23 protein-coding genes are annotated in these 26736 nt (G+C 67.7%); 18 read left to right on the forward strand and 5 right to left on the reverse strand.

Going from position 1 to position 26736, the window contains the following annotated elements; translation table 11 throughout:
* Positions 1-7: 7 nt before the first annotated feature.
* Positions 8-1168, forward strand: coding sequence for a flavodoxin-dependent (E)-4-hydroxy-3-methylbut-2-enyl-diphosphate synthase (gene ispG, locus E3O47_RS06250; protein WP_174720143.1), 1161 nt, complete (start codon positions 8-10; stop codon positions 1166-1168).
* A gap of 616 nt (positions 1169-1784) precedes the next feature.
* A complete protein-coding gene (locus E3O47_RS06255) occupies positions 1785-3548 on the forward strand; it encodes a proline--tRNA ligase (RefSeq protein WP_174722136.1) in 1764 nt (587 codons plus the stop codon).
* Between the two features lie 21 nt (positions 3549-3569).
* Here E3O47_RS06255 and E3O47_RS06260 read toward each other — a convergent pair whose 3' ends face one another.
* Positions 3570-4391 carry a DUF1206 domain-containing protein gene (locus tag E3O47_RS06260; protein WP_134343307.1) on the reverse strand — a complete coding sequence of 274 codons (822 nt, stop codon included), beginning with the start codon at positions 4389-4391 and terminating at the stop codon, positions 3570-3572.
* A gap of 155 nt (positions 4392-4546) precedes the next feature.
* Between E3O47_RS06260 and nusA the strand changes: the two genes are divergently transcribed.
* From nusA to rbfA, 4 genes are all read left to right on the forward strand, one after another.
* Positions 4547-5560: a transcription termination factor NusA gene (gene nusA, locus E3O47_RS06265; protein WP_134401050.1), complete on the forward strand. Its 1014-nt coding sequence runs from the start codon at positions 4547-4549 to the stop codon at positions 5558-5560.
* 8 nt (positions 5561-5568) lie between these two features.
* On the forward strand, positions 5569-5826 hold the full coding sequence (locus E3O47_RS06270) for a YlxR family protein (protein WP_134401051.1): 258 nt from the start codon (positions 5569-5571) through the stop codon (positions 5824-5826).
* Between the two features lie 76 nt (positions 5827-5902).
* Positions 5903-8761: a translation initiation factor IF-2 gene (infB, locus tag E3O47_RS06275; protein ID WP_134419874.1), complete on the forward strand. Its 2859-nt coding sequence runs from the start codon at positions 5903-5905 to the stop codon at positions 8759-8761.
* Between the two features lie 98 nt (positions 8762-8859).
* Positions 8860-9411, forward strand: a complete 552-nt coding sequence (gene rbfA, locus E3O47_RS06280; protein ID WP_134419876.1) for a 30S ribosome-binding factor RbfA — start codon at positions 8860-8862, stop codon at positions 9409-9411.
* A gap of 101 nt (positions 9412-9512) precedes the next feature.
* Here the strand turns inward: rbfA and E3O47_RS06285 are convergent, their stop codons facing one another.
* Positions 9513-10367, reverse strand: a complete 855-nt coding sequence (locus E3O47_RS06285; protein ID WP_166784823.1) for an A/G-specific adenine glycosylase — start codon at positions 10365-10367, stop codon at positions 9513-9515.
* A 79-nt stretch (positions 10368-10446) separates the two neighbouring features.
* On the opposite strand from E3O47_RS06285, the gene E3O47_RS06290 reads away from it, so the two are divergent.
* Positions 10447-11103 (forward strand): hypothetical protein, encoded by a 657-nt coding sequence (locus E3O47_RS06290; protein WP_104100262.1) that lies wholly within the window; start codon positions 10447-10449, stop codon positions 11101-11103.
* Between the two features lie 29 nt (positions 11104-11132).
* Here the strand turns inward: E3O47_RS06290 and E3O47_RS06295 are convergent, their stop codons facing one another.
* Complete coding sequence (locus E3O47_RS06295) at positions 11133-12137, reverse strand: ketopantoate reductase family protein (RefSeq protein ID WP_104100261.1); 1005 nt, start codon at positions 12135-12137, stop codon at positions 11133-11135.
* A gap of 129 nt (positions 12138-12266) precedes the next feature.
* Between E3O47_RS06295 and truB the strand changes: the two genes are divergently transcribed.
* The 5 genes from truB to E3O47_RS06320 all read left to right on the forward strand — a co-directional run bounded on the left by truB (position 12267) and on the right by E3O47_RS06320 (position 15257).
* Complete coding sequence (gene truB / locus E3O47_RS06300; protein ID WP_134420001.1) at positions 12267-13244, forward strand: tRNA pseudouridine(55) synthase TruB; 978 nt, start codon at positions 12267-12269, stop codon at positions 13242-13244.
* Positions 13241-13609 (forward strand): hypothetical protein, encoded by a 369-nt coding sequence (locus tag E3O47_RS06305; RefSeq protein WP_134401055.1) that lies wholly within the window; start codon positions 13241-13243, stop codon positions 13607-13609. Before truB ends, E3O47_RS06305 begins: the two co-directional genes overlap by 4 nt.
* A gap of 67 nt (positions 13610-13676) precedes the next feature.
* Positions 13677-14120 (forward strand): hypothetical protein, encoded by a 444-nt coding sequence (locus tag E3O47_RS06310; protein WP_104100258.1) that lies wholly within the window; start codon positions 13677-13679, stop codon positions 14118-14120.
* Complete coding sequence (locus E3O47_RS06315) at positions 14117-15046, forward strand: bifunctional riboflavin kinase/FAD synthetase (RefSeq protein ID WP_104100257.1); 930 nt, start codon at positions 14117-14119, stop codon at positions 15044-15046. The genes E3O47_RS06310 and E3O47_RS06315 overlap by 4 nt, the downstream gene beginning before the upstream one ends.
* A complete protein-coding gene (locus E3O47_RS06320; protein ID WP_134343299.1) occupies positions 15012-15257 on the forward strand; it encodes a hypothetical protein in 246 nt (81 codons plus the stop codon). The genes E3O47_RS06315 and E3O47_RS06320 overlap by 35 nt, the downstream gene beginning before the upstream one ends.
* 229 nt (positions 15258-15486) lie before the next feature.
* Here the strand turns inward: E3O47_RS06320 and E3O47_RS06325 are convergent, their stop codons facing one another.
* Positions 15487-16419 (reverse strand): ROK family protein, encoded by a 933-nt coding sequence (locus E3O47_RS06325; protein WP_134401056.1) that lies wholly within the window; start codon positions 16417-16419, stop codon positions 15487-15489.
* Between the two features lie 126 nt (positions 16420-16545).
* On the opposite strand from E3O47_RS06325, the gene E3O47_RS06330 reads away from it, so the two are divergent.
* The 4 genes from E3O47_RS06330 to E3O47_RS06345 are packed head-to-tail and all read left to right on the forward strand — an operon-like array spanning position 16546 to position 21005.
* On the forward strand, positions 16546-17496 hold the full coding sequence (locus E3O47_RS06330) for a sugar-binding domain-containing protein (protein WP_104100254.1): 951 nt from the start codon (positions 16546-16548) through the stop codon (positions 17494-17496).
* Positions 17497-17522: 26 nt separating this feature from the next.
* Complete coding sequence (gene deoC, locus E3O47_RS06335) at positions 17523-18542, forward strand: deoxyribose-phosphate aldolase (protein ID WP_134343298.1); 1020 nt, start codon at positions 17523-17525, stop codon at positions 18540-18542.
* A gap of 52 nt (positions 18543-18594) precedes the next feature.
* Positions 18595-20145, forward strand: a complete 1551-nt coding sequence (locus tag E3O47_RS06340) for an aldehyde dehydrogenase family protein (RefSeq protein ID WP_104100252.1) — start codon at positions 18595-18597, stop codon at positions 20143-20145.
* Positions 20142-21005, forward strand: coding sequence for an aldehyde dehydrogenase family protein (locus tag E3O47_RS06345; RefSeq protein ID WP_134343297.1), 864 nt, complete (start codon positions 20142-20144; stop codon positions 21003-21005). Before E3O47_RS06340 ends, E3O47_RS06345 begins: the two co-directional genes overlap by 4 nt.
* 110 nt (positions 21006-21115) lie before the next feature.
* On the opposite strand, the gene E3O47_RS06350 is transcribed toward E3O47_RS06345, so the two are convergent.
* Positions 21116-22420, reverse strand: coding sequence for a zinc-dependent metalloprotease (locus E3O47_RS06350; protein ID WP_134400766.1), 1305 nt, complete (start codon positions 22418-22420; stop codon positions 21116-21118).
* A 190-nt stretch (positions 22421-22610) separates the two neighbouring features.
* Here E3O47_RS06350 and E3O47_RS06355 point away from each other — a divergent pair, with 190 nt between their 5' ends.
* A complete protein-coding gene (locus tag E3O47_RS06355) occupies positions 22611-23714 on the forward strand; it encodes a S16 family serine protease (protein ID WP_134419878.1) in 1104 nt (367 codons plus the stop codon).
* Positions 23715-23809: 95 nt separating this feature from the next.
* On the forward strand, positions 23810-26725 hold the full coding sequence (locus tag E3O47_RS06360; RefSeq protein WP_174720162.1) for a UPF0182 family protein: 2916 nt from the start codon (positions 23810-23812) through the stop codon (positions 26723-26725).
* The last annotated feature ends 11 nt before the right edge of the window (positions 26726-26736 follow it).

A 26736-nucleotide genomic window follows, 5' to 3' on the forward strand; every position in this document is an offset into this window, starting at 1 on the left:
TGTCGCCGTGGCTGCAATCAACCTGGGAATGCCCAAAGTACCTGAAGTTCTCGCTCCGCGTCGCAAGACGCGTCAGATCAAGGTCGGCAAGGTACTCGTCGGCGGCGACGCGCGCGTGAGCGTGCAGTCGATGACGACGACACCGACCACGAACATCAACGCGACCCTGCAGCAGATTGCCGAGCTGACGGCATCCGGCTGCGACATCGTGCGCGTCGCCGTGCCCAGCCGCGACGACGCCGAGGTGCTGCCGATCATCGCGATGAAGAGCCAGATCCCGGTCATCGCCGACATCCACTTCCAGCCGAGCTACGTGTTCGCCGCGATCGACGCCGGCTGTGCCGCCGTGCGCGTCAACCCGGGAAACATCCGCAAGTTCGACGACCAGGTCGGCAAGATCGCCGCCGCGGCCAAAGCAGCCGGCGTCTCCCTCCGCATCGGCGTCAACGCCGGCTCGCTCGAGCCGAGCCTGCTGCAGAAGTACGGCAAGGCCACCCCGGAGGCGCTCGTCGAGAGCGCCGTCTGGGAAGCCAGCCTGTTCGAGGAACACGACTTCCACGACTTCAAGATCTCCGTCAAGCACAACGACCCGGTGATCATGGTCAAGGCCTACCGGCTGCTCGCCGAACGCGGCGACTGGCCCCTGCACCTCGGCGTCACCGAGGCCGGACCGTCGTTCCAAGGCACCATCAAGAGCGCCACGGCGTTCGGTATCCTGCTCGGCGAAGGCATCGGTGACACCATCCGGGTGTCGCTGAGCGCGCCCCCGGCCGAGGAGATCAAGGTGGGCCTGCAGATCCTGCAGTCGCTGAACCTGCGCGAGCGCAAGCTGGAGATCGTGTCCTGCCCGAGTTGCGGTCGCGCCCAAGTCGACGTGTACAAGCTCGCCAACGACGTCACCGACGGCCTCGAGGGCATGACTGTGCCGCTCCGGGTTGCCGTGATGGGTTGTGTCGTTAACGGACCGGGCGAGGCCCGCGACGCCGACCTCGGCGTGGCGTCGGGTAACGGCAAGGGCCAGATCTTTGTGCGCGGGGAGGTCATCAAGACCGTGCCGGAGTCGGAGATCGTCGCGACCCTGATCGAGGAGGCCAACCGGATGGCCGCCGAGATGCCGCCGAGCGAAGACTCCCTCGGCGCCCCCGTCGTGACGGTCGGCTCCAACTAGTCGAGATCCAACGAGTCCAGCGAGTCCCATTCGCTGGGTCGCGTCGCGTCCGGAAGATCAGATCTCAGGCGCCGCGTGCATGACGTTCATCACAGGTGGAGCACCGTACCAGCGTTGAACCAATTCGACGGAGATTTTCACGTAGTGGGGACTTTTCGCGGGCTCTAGGGCCGATTCCGGCAGAATCTCCGTCGAATTCGTTCGGGAGAGGGAAACTGCCGGGGCTCTGATGGGAAGGACTCGTCGGCCGGAACGTGCGGTCATTCGGCGTCGCGGTGCGTCGCTGGGCCAGCCGCGCACGCTCGTCATGGGCATCCGTTGTCACGTATACGCGGGAATTTTTGAGACGCACCGGTTTTCGCGCGTGGGGTGTGCGGCGTGTTGCGAAAATCTCCGAGGTTAGCGACCGGCCGCAACGGATGCCCGGGGCGGGAGCCTCCGCACGTCGGGTCGCCAGGTCGCGGCGAGCGCGACCGCCGCTGGTGCGACCGCCGCTAGCGGCACCTCGGTCAAGACGGTTCGCGGCGCAGGTTGTGGAATCCGGCGGACCGCGGAACAGGTGCCGGCGTCCACCGGGTGCGCCGCGACGTCTGTCCGCGCGCCGTAAAGTGGGTGAGTGCCTATTCGTATGTCCAACTACTTCCTCCGTACCCTCCGCGAAGACCCCTCGGACGCCGAGGTCACCAGCCACCGCCTGCTGGTGCGCGCCGGCTACATCCGCCGCCAAGCCCCCGGAATCTTCGCGTGGCTGCCGATCGGTCTGCGCGTCAAGGCCAAGATCGAGACGATCGTGCGCGAGGAGATGGCCGCGGCCGGCGCCTTCGAGGTGCACTTCCCGGCCCTGCTGCCGCGGGAACCCTACGAGATCACGGGCCGCTGGGACGAATACGGCGACGGCCTCTTCCGGCTCACGGACCGCAAGGGCAGCGACTTGCTCCTCGCCCCCACCCACGAAGAGGTCTTCACACTCCTCGTGAAGGACCTCTACAGTTCCTACAAGGACCTGCCCCTGTCGATCTTCCAGATCCAGGACAAGTACCGCGACGAGGCCCGGTCCCGCGGCGGGCTGCTGCGCGGCCGCGAATTCACGATGAAGGATGCCTACTCCTTCGACTACACGGATGCCGGCCTCGACACGAGCTACCAGGCTCAGCGCGACGCCTACGAGCGCATCTTCACCCGGCTCGGCCTCGAGTACGTCATCGTTCAGGCGGATGCCGGCGCAATGGGCGGCTCCAAGAGCGAAGAGTTCCTGCACCCGACCCCGGTCGGCGAAGACACCTTCGTACGCTCGGCCGGCGGCTACGCGGCCAACATCGAGGCGTTCCGCACGGTCGTCCCGCCATCGATCGACTGGGCTGGCTTCCCCGCCGCCGAGGTCTTCGACACCCCGGGCACCCCCACCATCCAGACCCTGGTCGACCGGGCCAACAGCGATCATCCGCGTCCCGACGGCCGCGCCTGGACCGCCGCGGACACCCTCAAGAACGTCGTCCTCGCGCTCATCCAACCCGACGGCACCCGTGAACTCCTCGTGATCGGCCTCCCCGGCGACCGCGAGGTGGACCTCAAGCGCGTCGAGGTGGCCGTCACCCCCGCCGAGGTCGAGGCCGCGAACGAAACGGACTTTGCCAAGTTCCCCGGGCTGGTCAAGGGCTACATCGGACCCTGGAGCGCGAACGGAGCGGTGTTCGGTGAGAAGTCGACCACCGGCATCCGTTTTCTGGTTGACCCGCGCGTCGTGGAGGGCACCGAGTGGATCACGGGCGCGAACGAGCCCGACCGCCACGTCTTCGGTCTCGTCGCCGGCCGGGATTTCGCGCTGGGCGGCACCATCGAGGCCGCCGAGGTTCGCGTCGGCGATCCCGCGCCCGACGGCTCCGGCCCGGTGGAGCTGGCCCGCGGCATGGAGATCGGCCACGTTTTCCAACTCGGCCGAAAGTACGCTGAGGCGCTCGGCCTCAAGGTTCTCGACGAGAACGGCAAGCTCGTCACGGTCACGATGGGTTCCTACGGCATCGGCGTCACCCGCATCCTCGCCACCATCGCCGAACTCAACAACGACCCGAAGGGGCTGATCTGGCCCGAGACGGTCGCGCCGTTCGACGTGCACGTGATCGCCACCGGCCGGGACGATGTCGTCTTCGAGACTGCCGAAACCGTTGTCGCCATGCTGGAGAGCACCCAGCGCGACGTGCTCTACGACGACCGCCGCAAGGTGTCGCCGGGCGTCAAGTTCGGCGACGCGGAACTGATCGGCATCCCCGTCATCGTCATCGTGGGCCGTGGCGCCGCCGACGGCATCGTGGAACTCTGGGACCGTCGCACCGGTGGGCGCACCCAGGTGGCCATTGCCGAACTGGCCGCCAGCTTCGCCTGAGCGCCCGGCCCGGCTGAAGGTTCAGAGGCGGGCGAGCCGCGCCTGGGCGAAGCAGTACACGCCATAAGCGATCACTCCGGCGCCGACCAGCACCAGGATCGCCACCCCGAACGGCAGCGCCACGAGTGATTTCAGCGCACCGTCCATGCCGGTGGCCTTCTCCGGGTCGAGCGTGAAAGCCGCCACGGTGAAAAGGATGCCCACGGCGGCCAGCGCGATGCCCTCCGCTATGTAGCCCACGGTTCCGAGGATGACGACCACCGTGCCGGCCGGGCCGCCGGGCACCGTGATGCTGTCGGTGAAGCCATGGCTGGCGCCGCGGTGAACGAAGACGCCGCCGATCACGACCACTGCCAGGCCGGCGACGAAGAGCAGCACGACGCCCCCGGGAATCGACAGCAGTCTCGCGGTCGAGTCGCTGGCTGTTTCCGACGAGCTTGCCGAGGCTCCGCGGGCGAACGTGAACGCCGTCCCCGCGATGAACAGGAAGACGACACCCTTGCCGATCAGGACGGCGCGGTGGGCCCACTTGCGTTTCGGATCTTGGGCGGGTTCAAGGAACACCTGTACCAGATACCAGAGGCCGAGCGAGGCCAGGCCGAGAACCACCGTCCAGAGCACGAACACGCCGCCGGGGGTTTGGGCCAGCTGCCCGAGCGCGCCAGACTGGTCTGCCGACTCGCCACCGGCGCCCGTTGCCACGCTGATTGCGATGGCGCCGATCATGATGTGAAGCAGGCCGTTCACCGCATAACCGGCGCGGGCCAGAAGTTGGAAGGTGCGGCTGCCCTCGACGGTGCGTGCAGCGTGGTGAGCGTTGTCGGATACGGAATCGGCGGCCATCCGCCCAGCGTAGCGCCGCGCTCGGGCCGAGGGGAAGGCAGTTTCGGCGCGGGACGGGCCTGGGTCGGGTGACGGGCGTCCGGGGATTCGGCTAATCTAGGACGAGCCCGCTGCGCAGTTTCGCGGCGGCAAGATCTGAATAGAGGAGGCCGGCCATGGACATCGACCTCAGCGTGTTGCGGCAGTTGGAGCGCGAGAAAGAGATTCCCTTCGAGGAACTCGTGCGGATCATTGAGCAAGCAATTCTGACGGCCTACGTGAAGCACACCCAGCAGGGTGAAGTCTCCACGAAGCAGGTCGTCGAGGAAGAGCCGGTAGCGCGCGTCGTCCTCGACCGCAAGACCGGCCACGTCGACATTTTTGTGCCCGAACACGACGAAGAGGGCAACGTCGTCGGCGAAGCCGTCGACAACCCCACCGACTTCGGTCGCATCGCGGCCTTCGCGGCCAAGCAGGTCATCAACCAGCGTCTGCGCGACCTGGCCGATGACGCTGTGCTCGGTGAATTCAAGGGCCGCGAGGGTGAGATCGTCGCCGGGATCATCCAGCAGGGTCCGAACCCGCGCATGATCCACGTCGACTTGGGCACGATCGAGGCGATCCTGCCGCCCGAAGAGCAGGTGCCGAGCGAGAGCTACGTGCACGGACAGCGCATTCGCGTCTATGTCACTGCCGTCGGCAAGGGCCTCAAAGGCCCGCAGATCACGGTGTCCCGCACGCACCCTTCGCTGGTGCGTCGCCTCTTCGCCCTCGAGGTGCCGGAGATCGCCAGCGGCGTCGTCGAAATCGTCTCGCTTGCCCGTGAGGCCGGTCACCGCACCAAAATGGCCGTTCGCGCCACGGAGCCCGGCGTCAATGCCAAGGGCGCCTGCATCGGCGAACTCGGCCAGCGCGTGCGCGCCGTCACCGTGGAGCTCAACAACGAGAAGATCGACATCGTCGACTACTCGCCAGACCTGGCCACCTTCGTCGCCAGCGCACTGTCGCCGGCCAAGGTCACCAGTTCCTACGTGATCGACGAATCGATCAAGGCCGTCCGAGCCCTCGTTCCCGACTACCAGCTGTCGCTGGCGATCGGCAAGGAAGGTCAGAATGCGCGCCTCGCGGCCAAGCTCACGGGTGCGAAAATCGACATTCAGCCGGACAGCATTCTGGAGGACACGGAATAGGGGGTACGATGAATCCCGTTAGAACGTGCATTGGATGCCGTTTGCGCGCTCCGCGATCCTCACTTCTGAGGGTTGTAGCCCAAGAATCGGAACTCGTGGTGGATGAAACCGCCACTCTGCCTGGGCGAGGCGCGTGGCTGCATCCCACTACCGCGTGCTTCCGGGACGCACTGCGGCGACACGCTTTCGGGCGTGCCCTTCGCGTGACCAGTTCAATGGACGCGAATCAACTAGAGAACAGGCTGAACAGGCTTATGGATAACTAATGAGCGGCTCGAAATGAGACCCGTCCGTTACTAACGGTCTGCCCCTTTCCGGGTGCAGACCCGGAACAGGAGAATTGTGGCTGCGAAACCACGCGTACACGAGATCGCTAGCGAGCTCGGCGTCGACAGCAAGGTTGCCCTTGCTAAATTGAAAGAGATGGGCGAGTTCGTCAAGGGCCCGTCCAGTAGCGTTGAACCCCCGGTAGCGCGCCGTCTGCGCGCCGCCCTGGCGGCCGATGGCTCCAGCACCGCGGCTTCCGCCGCCACTGCTACAGCCCCAGCCGGCGCCACCCCCGTTGCCGCGACAACCCCCGCAAAGCCGGGCGGCGTACGTCCGTCCCCGGCCAAGTTGGCCGTCAAGCCGGGTGTACGTCCCGTCGTCGAGGTCCCAGCAGCGGTTGCTCCCGCCGCGGACGCCCCGCCGATGCCGACTGCCCCGCTCACAGTCGCCGAGCGTCAGGCTCAGGCTGCAGAGAAGGCTGCGGCTGCCGCAAAGGCTGCGGCTGCCGCGATCGTCACCGAGACCGTGTCCGCGACGGATGCCCCGGTCGCCAAGACCGCGGGTGGCGCTTCGGGCGCAGCCAAGCCCGGTGCGTCCGTGCCGAAGCCGCCGGCGGCTCGTCCGGGCAACAATCCGTTCGCCAGCAACCAGGGCATGGGCAAGACCCCGAGTCCGCGTCCCGGCAACAACCCGTTTGCGAGCGCGCAGGGCATGGGTCAGCGCCCGCCGTCCACGTCTTCGCCCAGTAACATTCCGCGCCCCGCGGCCCCGCGCCCCGGTGCACCTCGTCCGGGTGGACCCGGGCAGGCCCCGCGCCCGACTGGTTTCGGTCAGCGTCCGGGTGCGTTCCAGCGTCCCGGTGGCGCTCCGGGTGGTGCCGGCGGCGCACGCCCCGGCTTCCAGCGTCCTGGTGGCGCCCCGGCCGGAGCCCCCGGCTTCGGCCCGCCCCGTCCTGCCGGTGGTGGCGGCGCCGGAGGTCGCGGTCGCGGCCCCGGCGGCGGAACCGCTGGCGCGTTCGGTCGCGGTGGCGGCAAGAACAAGGCCCGCAAGTCCAAGCGGACGAAGAGAGCAGAGTTTGAGCTGCGCGAGGCTCCGTCGCTGGGTGGCGTGAGCGTACCCCGCGGCGACGGCGGAACCGTGGTGCGTCTGCGCCGCGGTGCGTCCATCACGGACTTCGCCGACAAGATCGACGCGAGCCCCGGAAACCTGGTCACGGTCCTGTTCCACCTCGGTGAGATGGCCACGGCAACCGAGTCGCTCGACGAGGCCACGTTCGACGTTCTCGGCTCCGAGCTCGGTTACAAGATTCAGATGGTCTCTCCGGACGACGAAGACCGCGAGCTGCTGCTCGCCTTCGACATCGACATCGACCAGGAGCTGGAAGACGAGACGGATGACGAGCTTGTCGCCCGTCCCCCCGTCGTCACCGTCATGGGTCACGTCGACCACGGCAAGACCGCGCTCCTTGACGCCATTCGTAACGCGAAGGTGGCCGCGGGCGAAGCCGGCGGAATCACGCAGCACATCGGTGCCTACCAGGTCATCACCGAACACGAGGGCATTGAACGTGCCATCACCTTCATCGACACACCGGGCCATGAGGCGTTCACCGCCATGCGTGCCCGTGGTGCCCAGGTGACGGACATTGCGATCCTCGTGGTCGCGGCGGACGACGGCATCATGCCGCAGACGATTGAGGCGCTCAACCACGCCCAGGCCGCCAACGTGCCGATCGTGGTTGCAGTCAACAAGATCGACAAGCCCGGTGCCAACCCGCAGAAGGTGCGCCAGCAGCTCACCGAGTTCGGTCTCGTCGCCGAAGAATACGGTGGAGACGTCATGTTCGTCGACGTGTCGGCGAAGCAGGGCACCGGCATCCAGGAAATCCTGAACGCCGTGCTCCTCACCGCTGACGCCGGTCTCGACATGCGGGCCAACCCGGACAAGGACGCTCGCGGCGTGGCCATCGAGGCTCGCCTCGACAAGGGGCGTGGCGCCGTGGCGACCGTGCTCATCCAGTCGGGAACGCTGAACGTCGGGGACTCCATCGTGGCGGGAACGGCCTACGGCCGCGTTCGTGCGATGGCAGACGAGAACGGCGTGCCCGTGCTCGCCGCAACCCCGTCCCGTGCCGTTCAGGTTCAGGGCCTCTCCAGCGTGCCGCGTGCAGGCGACACCTTCCTGGTGATTCAGGAAGACCGCACGGCTCGTCAGATCGCCGAGAAGCGCGAAGCCGCCGAGCGCAACGCCCTGCTGGCCAAGGCCCGCAAGCGGATCAGCCTCGAAGACTTCACCCGTGCACTCGAAGAGGGCAAGGTGGAATCACTCAACCTCATCATCAAGGGTGACGTTTCCGGTGCTGTTGAAGCCCTGGAAGAGTCGCTGCTCAAGATCGAGGTCGACGATTCGGTTCAGCTGCGCATCATCCACCGCGGAGTCGGTGCGGTCACGGAAAGCGACGTCAACCTCGCCACCGTCGACAACGCCATCATCATCGGCTTCAACGTGCGCCCCGACACGAAGGCACGCGAACGCGCAGCCCGTGAAGGCGTGGATGTGCGCTTTTACTCGGTCATCTACAACGCACTCGAGGACATCGAGAACTCCCTCAAGGGAATGCTCAAGCCCGAGTTCGAAGAGGTGCAGAGTGGTGTCGCCGAGATCCGCGAGGTGTTCAGCTCCTCCAAGTTCGGAAACGTCGCCGGCGTCATCGTACGGTCGGGCGTCATCACGAGAAACGCCAAGGCGCGGGTAATCCGCAATGGTGTCGTCGTGGGAGACAACCTGGGCATCGAGTCACTGCGCCGGTTCAAGGACGATGTCACCGAGGTCCGTACGGACTTCGAGTGTGGTATCGGCCTGGGCAAGTTCAACGACATCCAGATCGGTGACGAAATCGAGACGATCGAAATGAAGGAAAAGCCGCGGGTCTAAGGACGTACGGATGATGGGTGTGGGTTTCGCTGGGTCCCTGAACTCGGACGCGGCGGGGCCCGCACCTTCGGTAATATTTCGACAATAGGAGTTAGACCATGGCAGATCCGGCACGCGCCAGGAAAATGGCCGACCGCATCAAGGTCATCGTGGCCAAGCGCATCGAACGCGGACTCCGCGATCCGAGGCTCGGTTTCGTGACCATCACCGACGTGAAGGTGACCGGTGACCTGCAGCACGCCTCGGTGTTCTACACGGTCTACGGTTCGGCGGAGGAACGAGCCGACAGCGCGACAGCGCTCAAGGCGGCTACCGGCATGCTGAGGAGCGAGGTCGGTAAGAACATCACCGCCCGGCTGACGCCGTCGCTCGAATTCATCGCGGACGCCATCCCGGAGAACGCGGCCCTGATCGACGACCTGCTGCGTGAGGCGCGCGAGCGCGACACGCAGGTCGAGGAGCAGGCTCGCACGGCGAAGTATGCCGGCGACGAGGACCCCTATGTCAAGCCGCGCGAACACGACGACGACGACGACGACGACGAAGACGAAGGCGACGACGAGGAAGACGACGACGAGGTGCAGCCCGGGGGCGGCCAACACGCCGAAGTTCCCGCCGAAGTTCCCGCCGGGTCGGATTTGCAAAAGTAAGGAAGCAACACCTGCCGGTCAGTGACCGGCCGGCCGTGCCGGCCCGCATCACCCGTCAGCGGTGTGCGGGCCGGTTCGGCTTTTCTCGCGCCCGAAGAGGCTTATTCCTGCGGCAGGGTGTACTCGCCGGGCGCCGTGGCAATGGCGAGGCCGTCGGACAGCAAGCCCGCCAAGGCCCGGTCACGCTGGGGTGAGTCGGCCCACAGGTCGGTGATCTCGGCATCCGTCACCGGGTGCCGGGTGGCGCGAAGCTCGGCCATGATCAAGCCGCGCACCTTTCGGTCGCTGCCCTCGAACTTCTTCTGCACGGCTTTGCGCGGGCCGGAATAGGGCGGGTAGTCCGCCAGGCGCCAGGCGCAGGCGGCGCGGATGGGGCAGTCATCGCACCGGGGGATCCTGGCGGTGCAGACCACGGCGCCCAGCTCCATCATGCCGGCGTTGAATACGGCGGCGTCGCTCACGGGAAGTGGGAGCAGCGCGCTCATGGCGTCAAGGTCGCGGGTGCGGCTGGGTGGGGCCGGTTCGGCCTGGCCGGCCACGGCGCGCGCGATGACGCGCCGGGTGTTGGTGTCGACGACCGGATGCCGCAGGCCATAAGCGAACGCGGCGACCGCTCTGGCCGTGTAGTCGCCGATCCCGCTGAGGGCCAGCAAGGCGTCGACGTCGGCGGGGACCACCCCATCGTGCCGCTCGGTGATCTCCACCGCGGCCGCGTGGAGCCACAGAGCGCGGCGAGGGTAGCCCAGGTTTGCCCAGGCCCGCACCGCCTCGCCGGGCGGGACCGCCGCGAGGTCCCCCGGGGTCGGCCAGCGCTCGAGCCACTCCGCGAGGCGGGGAATCACCCGGTTCACCGGGGTCTGCTGCAGCATGAACTCGCTCACCAGCACGCCCCAGGCGCCGAAGCCGTGCCGGCGCCAGGGCAGGTCGCGAGCATTGCCCCGGAACCAGGCGTTGATGGCGAGGCTGAGGGCAGGGGAGCCGGCTGCAGGAGCAAGCGTGAGCGTGGCATTCACCGTTCTAACCTAGGCTCGAAAGATGAAGCTTGCCTCCACTCCCCGGATCGAGTTCCTGCGGGAACTCGCGACCGAAATCCTTGGCGTCTACGGTCTCGGTCGCACGGTCGTCGCCATCGACGGCACGGATGTCGCGGAGCGCGCCGCTTTCGCCGACGACCTGGCCGCCGTGTTCGATGAGCGGGAGCATCCGGTGTTCTCAGCCTCCCTGCGCGATTTCCGGCGGTCGCGCGCGGAGCAGGAGCGCTTCGGCCCGGAATCTCCCGAGCGGCTGCTGCGCCACCTGTACGACTTCTCGCTGCTGCGGCGCGTGCTGCTCGACCCGTTCCGGCTGGGTGGCAGCACCGGTTTCGTCACCCGAGCGTTCGACGCCGACCGGGATGCCTGGATCCAGCCCACCTGGCTGACCGGGCCGTCCGACGCCACGCTGATTCTCGACGGCGAGTACCTGAACCGCAAGGAGTTGCGCGACCTGTGGTCGTACAGCGTTCTGGTGGAGACCGAGGCGGACGCGGTGCGCTTCGGACCAGGCGGTGCCGAGGATACCGGCATGGTCACCGAGCACGAGGTCGCCGACCGGCTGTACCGCGGCGAGGTGCGTCCGCGCAGCCGGGCCACGGCCATCGTCGACGTGAGCAACCCGGCCGACCCGCGCCGTGTGTTCCTCGACAGCTGCTGATCGGGGTCTTGGGTCACGGGTCGTGACGGTCATCGGCGGAGCGCCGCGAACCGCTCGAGCACGTCGTACGGGGCCAGCGACACCCCGCGTGCCTCAACCTCGTGCACGAGAGTTGTCAGCAGCTCGTTCACGGGCGCCCGCACGCCGGCCAGGGCGGCTTCCCGCACCACCGCGCCGTTGAGAAAGTCGACCTCGGTGAGCTGCCCGCGCTTCAGGCTCTGCTGCGTCGAACCCAGGTTCGGCACGTCGCCCATGCGGGCCTTCAGCCTCAGCGGCAGCACCTGGCCGAGGGCCGGCGGCAGCCGCGAGAAGGCTCTCAACGGCCGGTCGCCGAGCCCCTGCAGGCTGCCGTAACGCACCCCGCGCTTCATCCCCACCTCCACGGTCTCGCGCATGCTCTCGGTCATCACGCGGCGCAGCCCGGCGTGGTCGATGACATTCTGAACGCTCATCCCGGTGATCGCGGGTAGTGCGTTGAGCATGTTGACGACGAGTTTGGTCCACTGGGCACCGACGAAGTTGTCGAGGGCGACGGTGGGCACGGCGCCGGCGAGCACGTCCCGCCAGGCGAGCGTGGCGGCATCCGCGGCGCCGGTTCCCCGGCCCAGATAGGTGGGCGCGGCGGTTGTGATCGTCACCTGGCCGGGTGCCGCGTAATTCGCCGCGATGATCGACAGGGCGCCGAAGCAGTCCGAGCGGGGCAGCAGAGAGCCCGCCGTGAGCACCCCGTCGAGGCCGTTCTGCACGACGATCACGGGGGAGCCGTCGAGCACCCGGGCGTTCTCGCCGATGGCCGCAGCCGCATCCTGGGCCTTGGTGCAGACGAGCGTCAGCTGCGGGGTCCGGGCCAGACGTTCGAGCGCGAGCGGATGCTGGCGTACGGTTCCGAAGGCCCCGGTCAGTGAAATCCCCTCGGCCCGGATGGCCGCCAGCGCCGGTCCGCGCGCCGTCACGGTCACCGTATGACCGGCCCGGGCGAGCAGGGTCGCGAACGTGCCGCCGAGGGCGCCGGCTCCGATCACCGCAATATTCATCCCCCCAGCCTAGGTCGCGCCCGATGGGTCAGCGCCGGACCGGGGCCGGATACCATGTCAAGAATGAACGAAGCATCCGGCGGGCCAGCCAGCGAACCGACAGTCGAACGGACGCCCGGGCAGCGGTCGATGAAGGTCGGCACCACCGTCAGCGGACTCCTCCTGGTCGACAAGCCCCAGGGCTGGACCAGCCACGACGCCGTCGCCCGCACCCGCCGCCTGGCCGGCACCCGCAAGGTCGGCCATGCCGGCACGCTGGACCCGATGGCCACCGGCCTGCTGATCCTCGGCATCAACAGTTCCACCCGCCTGCTGACGTACGTCGTCGGCCTCGACAAGGAATACCTGGCAACAATTCGACTGGGTACGTCGACGACGACCGACGACGCCGAGGGTGAAGAGCTGGCGCGGGCATCCGTCGACGCCGTGGCCGCCGTCACGCCGAAAGCCGTCGCGGCCGGAATCGGCGCCCTCACCGGCGCCATCGCGCAGCAGCCCAGCTCCGTCAGCGCCATCAAGATCGACGGCAAGCGCGCCTACGCCCGGGTGCGCGCCGGCGAGGAAGTGGACCTGCCGGCCCGCCCCGTCACCGTGAGCGCGTTCGAGCTGCTCTCCCTGACCCCGGGCGACGGCTTCCTCGACCTCGAGGTGCGGGTGGAGTGCTCCTCCGGCACGTACATCCGGGCGCTGGCCCGCGACCTCGGCGCCGCCCTCGATGTCGGCGGCCACCTCACCAGCTTGCGCCGAACCCGGATCGGCCCGTTCGGCATCGACATGGCCCAGCCGCTCGCCGAACTCGACGTCGCTGCCGGACTGATCGGCCCGACGGATGCCGCCACGCGCATCCTGGGACGCCTCGACCTGACAGAGCAGCAGGCCATCGACCTCGGACACGGCAAGCGCATCGCGGTGGACGGCGCAGTCGGCACCGACGCCGAAGCCGGCACGGCGGTTCCGGCCGGCCCGGTGGCCGCGGTCGCGCCGGACGGCCGGCTGGTCGGCCTGGTCGAGTACCGCGGCGACTACGCCAAGTCCCTGCTCAACTTCCCGCTTGATCAGGTCGCCGATGCCGCGCAAACCGTGGCAGCCCCGAAGGCCACCGCATGATCGAGTGGTTCATGTGGCTCCAGTTGGCCGTGGCCACCCTCGCCGGCCTACTCTGCATCGCCCTCGGCCTGGCCGGGCGCAAACCCAGCGACCTCACCATGGGTGCCACCGCGCTCGTGGAGCTACTGCTGATCGTGCAACTCGTCGTCGCGATCGTCGCCCCGCTCACGGGCAACACCGCGACCGGCAGCCTGCTCGAGTTCTACACCTACCTGATCAGCGCAATTCTCGTGCCCGTGGCCGCCGCAGCCTGGGCGCTGATCGAACGTAGCCGCTGGAGCACGGTCATCTTGGGCGTCGCCGGGCTGGCCGTCGCCGTGATGGTCTACCGCATGTGGCAGATCTGGACCGTCCAGGGCCTGTGAGATTCAGGGCCGAGAAGTCCGGCGCCCGTGAAATCAGATCCACGGATGCTGCGATAATTAGGAAGCCATGACCGCAGAGCAGAGCAACGCCGCAGGGACGCCCGCCGAGAGCGCTCGGTCGACCCCGGTGACCGGCATCGGGCGTGTGCTGATCGCCGTCTACGGCCTCCTCGCGCTCGCCGCCACGGGCCGCTCCTTCGTGCAGATCGCCTCCAAATTCGCCGAGGCACCGTTGTCCTACTCATTGTCCGCGCTGGCCGCGGTCGTCTACATCGTCGCCACGGTGGCCCTGATCAGGAGCGGCGGACGCTGGCGCCGCGTGGCCTGGATCACGATCGGCTTCGAGTTCGCCGGCGTGCTGGTGGTCGGCACCCTCAGCCTCGTCGACCCGGCCCTGTTTCCGCACGACTCGGTCTGGTCGTTGTACGGCCGCGGCTACCTCTTCATCCCGCTCGTGCTGCCGGTCCTGGGCATGTGGTGGCTGTCCCGGAGCGGTAAGGTGCGCGAGTGAAGGTGCTGCGCGGCGTCGCCGATATCCCGGCCGACTGGCCGGCCTCCGCGGTCAGCATCGGCAAGTTCGATGGCGTGCACGCGGGGCATCGCGCGGTCATCGCCGAGTTGCAGGCACTCGCCGACAGCGACGGACTGGCCTCCGTGGTGGTGACCTTCGACCGGCATCCGCTCGCCGTGCTTGCCCCCCAGGAGTGCCCACAGACCCTGATCAGCACCGAACAGAAGCTTGCCTTGCTCGCCGAGACCGGCGTGCGCGCCACCCTTCTGCTCGAGTTCACCGCGGCGTTGGCCGCTCTTTCGCCCGAGGATTTTATTGAGAGCATCGTGGTGCAGGGGCTTCACGCGCGCACCGTGCTGGTCGGCCGCGACTTCCGGTTCGGCGCTCGCGGCGCCGGCGATGTGCACCTATTGCAGGAGCTGGGGGACCGGTTCGGGTTCACCGTGCGCCTGATCGACGACGTGAAACCAGACCGGATGCGCCGGGTCTCGTCGACCTGGATCCGCGAGCTGCTCTCCCGCGGCGAGGTCGGCGCGGCCACTACCCTGCTCGGGCACAACCCGACCGTGCGCGGGGAGGTCGTGCACGGCGCGAAGCGAGGACGCGAACTCGGTTTTCCCACGGCCAACCTGTCACCGGCGTCCGAGGGGCTGATCCCCGCGGACGGGGTCTACGCGGGCTGGCTGACGGATGCCGGTATCCGCTACCCGGCGGCCATCTCGGTGGGCAACAACCCCACCTTCGACGGTGTGGCGCAGAAGCAGGTCGAGGCCTTTGTGCTCGACCAGGACATCGACCTGTACGACCATGTGGTGGAGGTGTCCTTCGTCGAACGTATCCGCGGCATGGTCGCGTTCACCGGAATCGAACCGTTGATCGTGCAGATGCACGATGACGTGGAAAAGGTCCGCGGCATCCTGGCCTGACGCGGGCATCCTGGCCGGACCGGGCATCTCGCTGTTGAGAGTCGGCTACTTGGTCGCGCCGCTGCTTGTCGGGCTGCTGCTTTTCGGGCTGCTGCACCAGCTGGCCGGCGGCTGGACCTGGCCGCTCGCCTTCCTGATCGGCGCCGCCCTGGCCGCTACGCTGGCCGGCGCCGTGCTGTCCTGCCCGCCCAGTGTCCTGCTGCCTGCCTAATGCCCTGCTGCCTGCCTAGCGCCCTGCTGCCCGCCCAGTGCCCCGTGCGGCCTCACGAATTCGACGGAGATTCTGGCAAAAAACCGGGTGAGACCGGTCTCAATGCCGGCTGAGAGCAAAATCTCCGTCGAATTGGTTCAGGGGCGGGCGCGCGGGCGGGCCAAGGGCGCGCGGGCGGGCCAAGGGCGCGCGGGCGGGCCAAGGGCGCGCGGGCGGGGGAGTGGGTGACTCAGGCGACCAGATCGGCGCGGTGGATGAGCGCCGCGGCGCCGATCAGTGGGCCGTCGCCGGAGAGAGCGGATGCGACGACGCGCACCCGGGTCGCGAAGGAGAACACCGTGCGCTCGGCGACGGCCGCTCGCACGTAGTCGAACAGGTCCGGCGTGACGTGTGAGAAGCCGCCGCCGATCGCCACCACGTCGAGGTCCACGAGGTTCGTCGCGGAGGCGATCGCCTGGCCGATGGCCTGGCCGCAGCGCTTGACCGCACTGATCGCGATCGGGTCTCCCGCGGCGTATGCGGCCGAGAGGTCTTCGCCGGTGAGGCCCGACCAGCCCTCGGCGCGCGCCCAGGCCACGGTGCGCGGTCCGGATGCGACGGCCTCGAGGCATCCGGTGCCGCCGCAGGCGCAGGCGTCGTCGAACCCGCCGACTTCGATGTGACCGATGTGCCCGGCGTTGCCGGTCGGCCCGGAAACGGTGGACCCACCCAGGATCAGGCCGCCGCCGATGCCGGTGGACACGACCATGCCCATCAGGCTGTCGGCGCCCCTCCCGGCGCCGAGCCAGTGCTCGGCGAGCGTGATGCAGAGGCCGTCCAGGCGCAGGCGCACGGGCGCCTCGGGCACGAGGGCCGCGACACAATCCCGTAAGGGGTAATCCCGCCAGGCCGGCAGATTCAACGGAGAGACTGTGCCCGTGTCCACGGTGATCGGTCCGGCGGTGCCGATGCCGACGCCGAGGAGGGCGTCTCCGACCGGCAGGCTCGCTCGGGCGCGGGTGACAACGGTCCGTACACTGTCCGCGAGTTCCTCGGCGGTTTTGACCGGGCCGGTGGGGGCGCGGTGCCGGCTGGCGGCGAGCACGACCCCCTGCTCGTCGACGAGTGCGGCTTCAACCTTGGTGCCGCCGAGGTCGACGGCGAGAGCGTAGCTGGTGGGCATGACATCAGCCTAGGGCGTGCAGAGTTGCAGGGTCGATGCTCGAATGCGCAGATGAGCAACATGACCAACAGGCGTTGATCGGGGGAGACCGGCGACTTAGGCTGGACCCGAACGGAACGGAGCACCATGACGGACACCGACGAACTCTTATCCATTCGCGCGGCCGAGCTCTACTATGAGGAAAACAAGACGCAGGACGAAATCGGCACCGTTCTCCGCCTCACCCGCTGGAAGGTGGGCCGGCTCCTCGCCCAGGCCAAGGCCAGTGGCTTCATCCGCATCGAAATCGTTCACCCGCGCGCCCGTCGTCTCTCCATCGAACGCCGGCTGCGCGAGACCACGCAGCTGACGGATGCCATCGTCGTCTCCTCTGCCGGCGTCTCCACTGACGAGGAACTCCAGTCCCGCACCGCCCAAGCTGCCGCCGACTACCTCACGGGCCTCCGCCCGGTGCCGCGAACGCTCGGCATCAGCTGGGGCCGCACCCTGCACGAGGTGTCGCTGCACCTGGCCCAGGGCTGGGCCAGCGGCGTCAACGTCGTGCAGATCAACGGCGGAGTCAGCCTCAACCGGCGCGCCGGCACCGCAGCCGCGACGGCCGTCACCATTGCTCACAAGGCCTCGGGGGCGGCGACGCTGCTGCCGAGCCCCGCCATCCTCGAGCGCCTCGACACCAAGACCGCGATCGAAGCCGACCGCTCCGTCGCCGCCGTGCTGAACCTCGGCGCCGCGGCATCCGCCTACCTGTTCAGCGCCGGCCAGGCCGACCAAAACTCGGCTCTCGTCGACAGCGGCTACCTCACCGCAGAACAGGTCGCCGAGCTCGTACGCAAGGGCGCGGTCGGCGACATCGTCGGCCGGTACATCGACAGCAACGGCAACATCGTCGACCCGGAACTCAACGGCCGGACCGTCGGCATCCAGCTCGAAGCGCTGCGTCACGCGAAGACCGCCATCGCCGTGATCACCGGCGGCTCCAAACACTCCATCGCCCGCGCCGTCGTCGGCAGCGGCCTGTGCACAGTGCTCGTCACCGACGAAGACACCGCACTCGCCATCCTCGGAGAAAACGCATGACCGCACCCCGACCGCAAGGACAATTCATGACTACCAGCCAAACGGCCATGGCCCAGCTGAACACCGGGGAACGCGCCCTGGCGCTCATCGGCGGCGAAGCCACGGATGCGAATCTGCGGCGTTACCTGCACGGCATCCCCGGCATCGACGCCGTCGGCTTGGAGCAGCGTGCCTCCGACCTCGGCACCCGCTCGATCAAGACCAGCTCGAAGAAGTGGGCGATCGACAAGATCATCAGCCTGATCGACCTCACCACCCTCGAGGGGGCCGATACCCCCGGCAAGGTGAAGTCCCTGGTCGGCAAGGCCCTCACGCCCGACGCCGGTGACCTCAGCTGCCCTCGCGTGGCCGCGGTCTGCGTCTACGGCGACATGGTGCCGCACGCCGTCGCCGCTCTCGGCTCCGCGCACTCCGCGGGCACGGATGCCGGCGTGAACGTCGCCGCCGTCGCGACCGCGTTCCCGAGTGGGCGCGCGTCCCTCGCGATCAAGCTGGCCGACGTGCACGACGCCGTCGCGGCCGGCGCCGACGAGATCGACATGGTCATCGACCGTGGTGCGTTCCTGTCCGGCAGGTTCGGCCAGGTCTACGACGAGATCGTGGCGGTCAAGCAGAGCTGCCGCCGCCCCGACGGCAGTTTCGCCCACCTCAAGGTGATCCTCGAGACCGGGGAGCTCAGTACCTACGACAACGTGCGCCGCGCGTCGTGGCTGGCCATCCTGGCCGGCGGCGACTTCATCAAGACCTCCACCGGCAAAGTGCCCGTCGCGGCCACCCTGCCCGTGACCCTCTCCATGCTCGAGGTCGTGCGCGACTGGCATCGCCTCACCGGGGCGAAGGTCGGTGTGAAGCCGGCCGGCGGCATTCGCACGTCTAAAGACGCCACCAAATACATCGTGACCGTCGCCGAAACCGTGGGCGAGGAATGGCTCACGCCGAGCCTGTTCCGGTTCGGGGCGTCGAGCCTGCTGAACGACGTGCTGATGCAGCGCCAGAAGATGACCTCCGGACACTACTCCGGCCTTGACTACGTGACGATCGATTGAATCTCGACAAGCTCGATCACCGACAACTCGATCAACCTTGATTGGAATAACCATGAGCTTTCTTGACTACGCTCCCGCCCCGGAGTCCCAGGCCGTGCTGAACCTTCGGGGGGACTACGGACTCTTCATCGACGGGGAGTTCGTCGCCGGTCGGGGTGAGCCGTTCCAGAGCATCAACCCGGCCACCGAGAAGCAGATCGCAATGATCGCCCACGCCGACGCGGCGGATGTCGACGCGGCGGTGGCCGCCGCCCGTCGCGCCTACGACAAGACCTGGTCGAAGCTCTCCGGCAGCGATCGCGGCAAGTACCTGTTCCGCATCGCCCGCCTTGTGCAGGAGCGGGCCCGTGAGCTTGCCGTCGCCGAGACCCTCGACAACGGCAAGCCGATCAAGGAGAGCCGCGACGTCGACGTGCCTCTGGTTGCCGCCTGGTTTTTCTACTACGCCGGCTGGGCCGACAAGCTCGACCACGCCGGGGTCGGCCCCACGCCGTCCGCGCGGGGCGTCGCCGCCCAGGTGATCCCGTGGAACTTCCCCCTGCTGATGCTGGCTTGGAAGATCGCCCCGGCCCTCGCCGCCGGCAACACGGTCGTGCTCAAGCCGGCTGAGACCACCTCCCTGACCGCGCTGTTGTTCGCCGAGATCCTGCAGCAGGCCGACCTGCCCGCCGGCGTTGTCAACATCGTCACGGGCGGCCGCGACACCGGCAAGGCCCTCGTCGGGCACCCCGGCGTCAACCTCGTCGCCTTCACCGGCTCCACCGGCGCCGGCCGGGCCATCGCCCGCTCGGTCGCCGGAACCGACAAGAAGGTCATCCTCGAGCTCGGCGGCAAGGCCGCGAACATCGTCTTCGACGACGCGCCCATAGACCAGGCGATCGAGGGCATCGTCAACGGCATCTTCTTCAACCAAGGCCACGTCTGCTGCGCGGGTAGCCGCCTGCTCGTGCAGGAGTCGATCCACGACGATGTCATCGACCGCCTCAAGGCGCGCCTGTCCACGCTGCGCCTCGGCGACCCGATGGACAAGAACACCGACATCGGCGCCATCAACAGCGCCGAGCAGCTGGCGCGCATCCGGGAACTCACCGACATCGGCGAGCAGGAAGGCGCCGAGCGCTGGAGTCCGGACTGCGTGCTGCCCGAGGCCGGCTTCTGGTTCAGGCCGACCATCTTCACCAACGTCTCCACCAGCCACCGCATCGCCCGTGACGAGGTATTCGGCCCGGTGCTCTCCGTGCTGACCTTCCGCACCCCGGCCGAGGCCATCGCCAAGGCGAACAACACGCCGTACGGACTGTCCGCCGGAATCTGGACCGAGAAGGGCAGCCGGATGCTGGCCGTCGCCGACAAGTTGCGTGCCGGCGTGATCTGGGCGAACACGTTCAACCGCTTCGACCCGGCCAGTCCATTCGGCGGCTACAAAGAGTCCGGCTACGGGCGCGAGGGCGGCCGCCACGGGCTCGCGGCATACCTCAAGCCCGCCGCCGGTCGCGCGGCCGCGCGCACCGTGACGGCCGCGCCCGCGGCATCCATCGCACCGGCCGTTGCTTCGCCGGCCGCGGAGAAGACTCCCGTTTCCCGAAAGAAGGCAGCCAAGTGACCCGCCTCGCCGTTCCCAAGACCTACAAGCTCTACCTCGGCGGCAAGTTCCCGCGCAGTGAGTCGGGCCGGGTCTACGAGATCCGTTCCCACGACGGGGAATTCCTCGCCAACGCCGCGAAGGCCAGCCGCAAGGATGCCCGGGACGCCGTCGTCGCCGCCCGCTCGGCCCTCGGCGGCTGGGCCGGCGCCACGGCCTACAACCGCGGCCAGGTGCTTTACCGCATCGCGGAGTTGCTCGAGGGGCGCCGGGCCCAGTTCGTCACCGAAATCGTGCAGTCGGAAGGCGTGAGCACCGCGGCAGCATTCGCCCAGGTCGACGAGGCCATCGACCGCTGGGTCTGGTACGCCGGCTGGGCCGACAAGTACCTGCAGGTGGCCGGCAACGCCAACCCGGTTTCGGGTCCCTACTTCAACCTCTCGGTGCCGGAGCCCACGGGCGTCGTCGCCATCATCGCGCCGCAGACCGGGGGTTCCCTCCTCGGTCTCGTCAGCGCGGTCGCCCCGGCGCTGGTCTCAGGCAACACCGTGGTCGTCGTCGCGAACGAGGTCATGCCGCTCTCGGCGATCAGCCTGGGCGAGGTGCTCGCCACTAGTGACGTGCCCGGCGGCGTAGTCAACATCCTCACCGGGTCTCCCGCCGAGATGGCGCCGTGGCTGGCCAGCCACGCCGACGTCAACGCCCTCGACCTGGTTGGCGCCGGCGATCTCGACTGGATCCACCTCGAGATCGACGCGGCCGAGACCCTCACCCGGGTGCTGCAGCCCGAGAACGGTCCGGATGCCGCGAGTCCCTCCCTGGCGCGCGTCCTGGCGTTTACCGAAACGAAGACGATCTGGCACACGAAGGGCCTGATCTAGCCCGCGCCCGCCTGACGAATTCGACGGAGATTTTGCCCAAAACGGCGCAAAACCGCCTTCCGGGCCTCAAAACCCCAAAATCTCCGTCGAATTCGTCAGGGCCAGCCGGGCTACGCCTCGTGCGGCCGCTCGGTGTCGTCGTCGCGCAACAAGTCTTCCAGGGCCTGGTCCACCTTGTCGAGGACCGGCTCAACCCCGGCTGCCGAGCTGGTCAGGCGGGCCACGAGGGCCTGTGGGTCGTCGAGGTCCGCTGACGAGGGCAGAAGGTCCGGGTGGGCCCACAGCTCGTCGCGCTTCTCGTTGCCCACGGCATCCGTCACGGCCTGCCACAGGGCGGCGGCCTCGCGCAGGCGCCGGGGGCGCAGCTCGAGCCCGACCAGGGTGGCGAACGCCGACTCGGCGGGCCCACCGGATGCCCGGCGCCGCTTCACCGTCTCGGCGATCGCGTCCGCGCGGGGCAGCCGGCTCGTGGCCTCGAGGGTGACGACATCGACCCAGCCCTCGATCAGGGCGAGCATCGTTTCGAGCCGGGAGAGCGCGGCCAGCTGGGCCTCGCTCTTCGGCGGGATCAGCGAGCCGTCGACCATGGCGGCGCGCAGTTCTTCCGGGTTGGCCGGGTCGAAGCCGTCGGCCAGCTGCTCGAGGCGGCTTGAGTCGATGTGGATGCCGCGGGCGAAGTCGGTGATCGAGCTGATCAGGTGCAGGCGCAGCCAGCGGGAGTGGCGGAAGAGGCGCGCGTGGGCGATTTCGCGCACCGCGAGGTAGATCTGCACCTGGTCGGCGGGAACGTCGAGGCCTTCCCCGAACGCGGCCACGTTCTGGGGGAGCAAAGCGGCCTGCTGGTCGCTGAGCAAAGGGATTCCGACGTCTCCACCGGAGACGACTTCGCTGGACAGCTGACCCACGACCTGGCCGAGCTGCATGGCGAACAGGGTGCCGCCGATGCTGCGCATCACCTGGCCGGCACCGGCCATCATGCCCTTGAGCTCTTCCGGGGCCTGATCGGTGAGCACCCGGGTCAGGGAGTCGGAGATGCTGGTCGCGACGGGCTCGGCGAGCTGGGTCCAGAGCGGCATGGTCGCGGAGACCCATTCCTTACGGGTCATCAGGCGCGGAGGGGTGGTGAGCTCGGCGACCGAGATCACCTCGTCCAGCCAGAGGGAGGCGATGTGGAATGCCTGGTCGAGGGCGGCGCGTTCGGCCGAGGTCACGTCGAGCTGACTCTGGGCCGCGCGCTCCTGGCCCTGGTTGAGGGCGGCATCCCAATTGATGGATCCGTCGCCGCCGCCGCGCAAAGCACCCTGCAACTGATTCATCAGCGCGGAAATGCTCGCCGGGTCGCTGGGAAGCCCCGCCGCGCCGGCCAGCTGGCTCGGGTCGATGGACGACTTCCCACTCAGGATGTCGCGCAGCATGTCCCGAAACTCATCTTCGGGATTGTGACCCTCGTCGGGTCGGGAGTCGTCGTCGGCCACTTCAGGCACCTCTCAGTCGCGTCCTTCTACGCTAGCCGGAGATCCCCGGCGCGGACTGGGAAATGACCTACGCTGGTAAACCGGTGTCCGCCTGCCGCGAACAGCCAGCACAATCCCTGGAAGGAGACCGGTGGCCCTCTTCACCGATCACCCAGTACAGCCGCCCGACCGATCCGCGCGCGCCGTCGGGACAGGCTGGGTGGTGCTCGGGATCGCGATGGTCATCGGCCTCATCCTCGCCGTGACGCCGTCACCGTATGTGATCGAGAAGCCAGGACCGGTCTACAACACCATCGGCACGGCCGAACAGGACGGCAAGCAGGTGCCGCTCATCTCCATCTCCGGCGAACCCGTTTACCCGACCGAGGGCAGCCTCGACCTGCTGACCGTGTCGCTGCTGGGCAACCCCGACAACCGGCCGAGCTGGCTGACGGTCGCCGCCGCCTGGCTCGACCCGAACCAGGCCGTGATCCCGATCGAGTCGGCGTTCCCGCCCGACGTGAGCACGAAGCAGCGCGAGGAGCAGAGCCAGGCGCAGATGGTGAATTCGCAGCAGGATGCGATCGCCGCCGCTCTGACCAGCCTCGACTATGACTACCCGACGATCCTCTCGGTCCTCTCCCTGCCGGGCGACTCGCCCGCCGAGGGAGCCATCGAAGCCGGCGACGAGGTGGTCTCGGTGAACGGTGAAGACGTCGCCGACATCACGGCCCTGCGGGACGCGCTGACGCGAAACGGTGTCGACGACGCCGCCTCCATTGGAATCATCCGGGACGGCGCCAGCGAGACGGTGCAGGTCACCCCGGTTGAATCGGGCGACGCCGTCGTGGTGGGCATCAATGTGACGAGCGACTATGACTTCCCCTTCGACGTCACGATCGAACTCGACTCGGTCGGCGGGCCCAGCGCGGGCATGATGTTCGCCCTCGGCATCATCGACACGCTCACCTCCGGCTTTATTCAGGGCGGTGAGGATGTCGCGGGCACCGGCACGGTAAACCAGGCCGGCGAGGTGGGTCAGATCGGCGGTATCCGACAGAAGCTGATCGGTGCCGACCGAAGCGGCGCCGATTGGTTCCTCGCGCCCGCCGACAACTGCGACGAGGTCACCGGTCACGTGCCCGACGGGATGACGGTCTTTTCCGTGGACACCCTCGACGACGCGCTGGCCGCGCTGGACGCCATCCGCACCGGTTCGGACACCGACGCACTGGAGCAGTGCGCACTCGGCTAACCCCGGGCCGCTGCCCAGCGAATGTGCGGCTTTCGTTCGCGGCGGCTGTCTAGAATGGGCGATGACCGCCGATTTCGAGATCAAGAGGCCAATTCGTGACGTCACAACAAGCCCGAAGCGCTCCCGCGCCACAGCGCAGCCGTGCTCCCCTTGCCATTACGGCAGCGATTATCGCGGGGCTGGTGATCATCTTCTTCGTTTTCGCCGGGCTATATGCCGACGTTCTCTGGTTCGACCAGTTGGGCTTCCTAGCCGTGCTGACCACGCAGTGGTTCGCCGGTGCCGTGCTGTTTCTGATCGGGTTCGTAGCGATGGCGGTCCCCGTCTGGGCGAGCATCCAGATCGCTTACCGCTTGCGGCCGGTATATGCGAAGCTCAACTCGCAGCTCGACCGCTACCAGCAGGTCATCGAGCCGCTGCGCCGCCTCGCCATGTACGGCATCCCGGCTCTGCTAGGTCTGTTCGCCGGCGTCGCCGCGGCTACCCGCTGGCAGGTCGTTCTGATGTGGCTGAACCGCACGGACACCGGCCGAGTTGATCCCCAGTTCAAACTGGACATCTCGTTCTATCTGTTCGATCTCCCCTTCCTGCACTCCGTGCTCGGCTTCGCGTCGGCCGTGGTGCTCATCTCGGCCCTCGTCGCCGCGGCTACGAGCTACCTGTATGGCTCGATCAGGGTGAGCGGGCGCGAGGTCATGGTTTCCAAGGCCGCCCGCATCCAGATTGCCAGCACGGCAGCCCTCTACCTGATGCTGCAGGCCGTGAGTATCTGGCTCGACCAGTACTCCACGCTGACCAACACCAACGACATCATCACCGGCGCCGGCTACACCGACGTGAACGCCACGATTCCGGGCCGCGCCATCCTGGCCGGAATCGCCGCCGTCGTCGCTATCCTGTTCCTCCTCACCGCCTTCATCGGCCGCTGGCGCCTGCCCATTGTCGGCACCGCGCTGTTGATCGTGAGCAGTCTCCTGCTCGGCTCGCTGTACCCGTGGGTCGTGCAGCGCTTCCAGGTGGTGCCGAGCGCCAAAACGCTCGAAGAACCCTATATTCAACGCAACATCGACCTCACCCGCGACGCCTACGACCTGGCGGATGTGGAAGAGATTCCGTACAACGCGATCACGACGGCCGCGCCCGGCGCCTTGCGCGCCGACGCTGAGACGACCGCCAACATTCGTATTCTCGACCCTGCTCTGGTCAGCGACGCGTTCTCCCAGCTCGAGCAGTTCAAGCAGTATTACCAATTTCCGCAAAACCTCGACGTCGACCGGTACCCGATTGACGGCAAGTCCCAGGACACAGTGGTCACCGTGCGCGACCTCAACCTGGCCGGTTTGAACGCCGGCAACACCTGGGTCAACTCGACCGTGGTCTACACGCACGGCTACGGCGTCGTGGCGGCCTACGGCAACCAGCGCTCGGCCGCCGGCCAGCCCGTGTTCCTCGAGTCCGGCATCCCGACCACCGGGTCGCTGCCCGAATACGAACCGCGGATTTACTTCGGCGAGACGTCGCCGCCGTACTCCATCGTGGGTGCGCCCAAGGACAGCAAGCCGGTCGAACTCGACTACCCGTCGGGCACGGATGGGGCGCAGCAGACCTACACGACATTCACGGGCGACGGTGGGCCGAAGCTCGACAACGCGTTCAACAAGCTGATCTACGCGCTCAAGTTCCAGTCGGAGCAGATCTTCCTGGCCAACGCCGTGAACGAGAAATCGCAGATCCTTTACGACCGTGACCCGGTCACCCGGGTGCAGAAGGTGGCTCCGTACCTGACCCTCGACTCCGACGCTTACCCGTCGATCGTCGACGGTAAGCTCAAGTGGATCGTCGATGGCTACACCACCTCGGCCGACTACCCGTACTCCACTTCCGTGGGCCTGAGCGACGCGATCGCCGACACGGAAACGCCCCCGCAGCCATTCGCGCTCGACAACATCAACTACATGCGCAACTCGGTCAAGGCCACGGTCGACGCCTACGACGGCGAGGTCACCCTCTACGCCTGGGACGACGAGGATCCGCTGCTCAAGACCTGGCAGAAGATCTTCCCGTCGACGATCAAGCCGATGTCCGAGATGAGCGGCGATCTGATGAGCCACGTTCGCTACCCGGCGGACATGTTCAAGGTGCAGCGCCGGGTTCTGGGTAAGTACCACGTCACCGACCCGGGTTCCTTTTACTCGGTTGACGACGCCTGGACGACGCCGAACGACCCGGTGTCGCCGTCGACGAACACGACCCTACAGCCGCCCTACTACCTGACCATGCAGGTTCCAGGCCAGGAGAAGCCATCCTTCTCGCTGTACACCACGTTCATCCCGGACGCGAGCGGCGCGACGAGCCGGAACGTTCTGACCGGCTACCTCGCGGTCGACGCGGATGCCGGTTCGACCGACGGGGTGCGGGCGGAAGGCTACGGGAAGCTCCGCCTGCTCAACCTGCCGGAGGACGTGACCGTGCCTGGCCCCGGCCAGGTGCAGGCCAAGTTCAACGCGGACCCGACCGTCTCACAACAGTTGAACCTGCTGAAGCAGGGCCAGTCGAAGGTGCTCAACGGAAACCTGCTCACCGTGCCTGTGGGTGGCGGCCTGCTCTACGTGCAGCCGGTTTACGTGCAGTCCACGGGTGAGACCAGCTACCCGTTGCTGCAGAAGGTGCTCGTCGCCTTCGGAGATCAGATCGCGTTCGAGGACACGCTGGACAAGGCGCTTGACGTGCTCTTCGGAGGCGACTCCGGCGCCAGCGCCGGAGACACCGATGTGCCGCCGTCCGAGACGCCCGTGGAGGGGGAGGCCCCTGCCGAGGGCGAAACCACCCCATCGACGTCGACCGGTGACCCGGCGACGGATGCTCAACTGAAGTCGCTCCTCGCCGTGGCCAAGCTGGCCGTCACCGAGAAGCAGGCGGCCCTGACGACCGGTGACTTCACCGCCTATGGGGTAGCCGACAAGAAGCTGAGCGATGCGATCGCCGAAATGCTGGTGCTGCTCGACCAGTAGCGAGTCGTTCG

Source organism: Cryobacterium sp. TMT2-17-1, from assembly GCF_004402765.1.
Classification (GTDB): domain Bacteria; phylum Actinomycetota; class Actinomycetes; order Actinomycetales; family Microbacteriaceae; genus Cryobacterium; species Cryobacterium sandaracinum.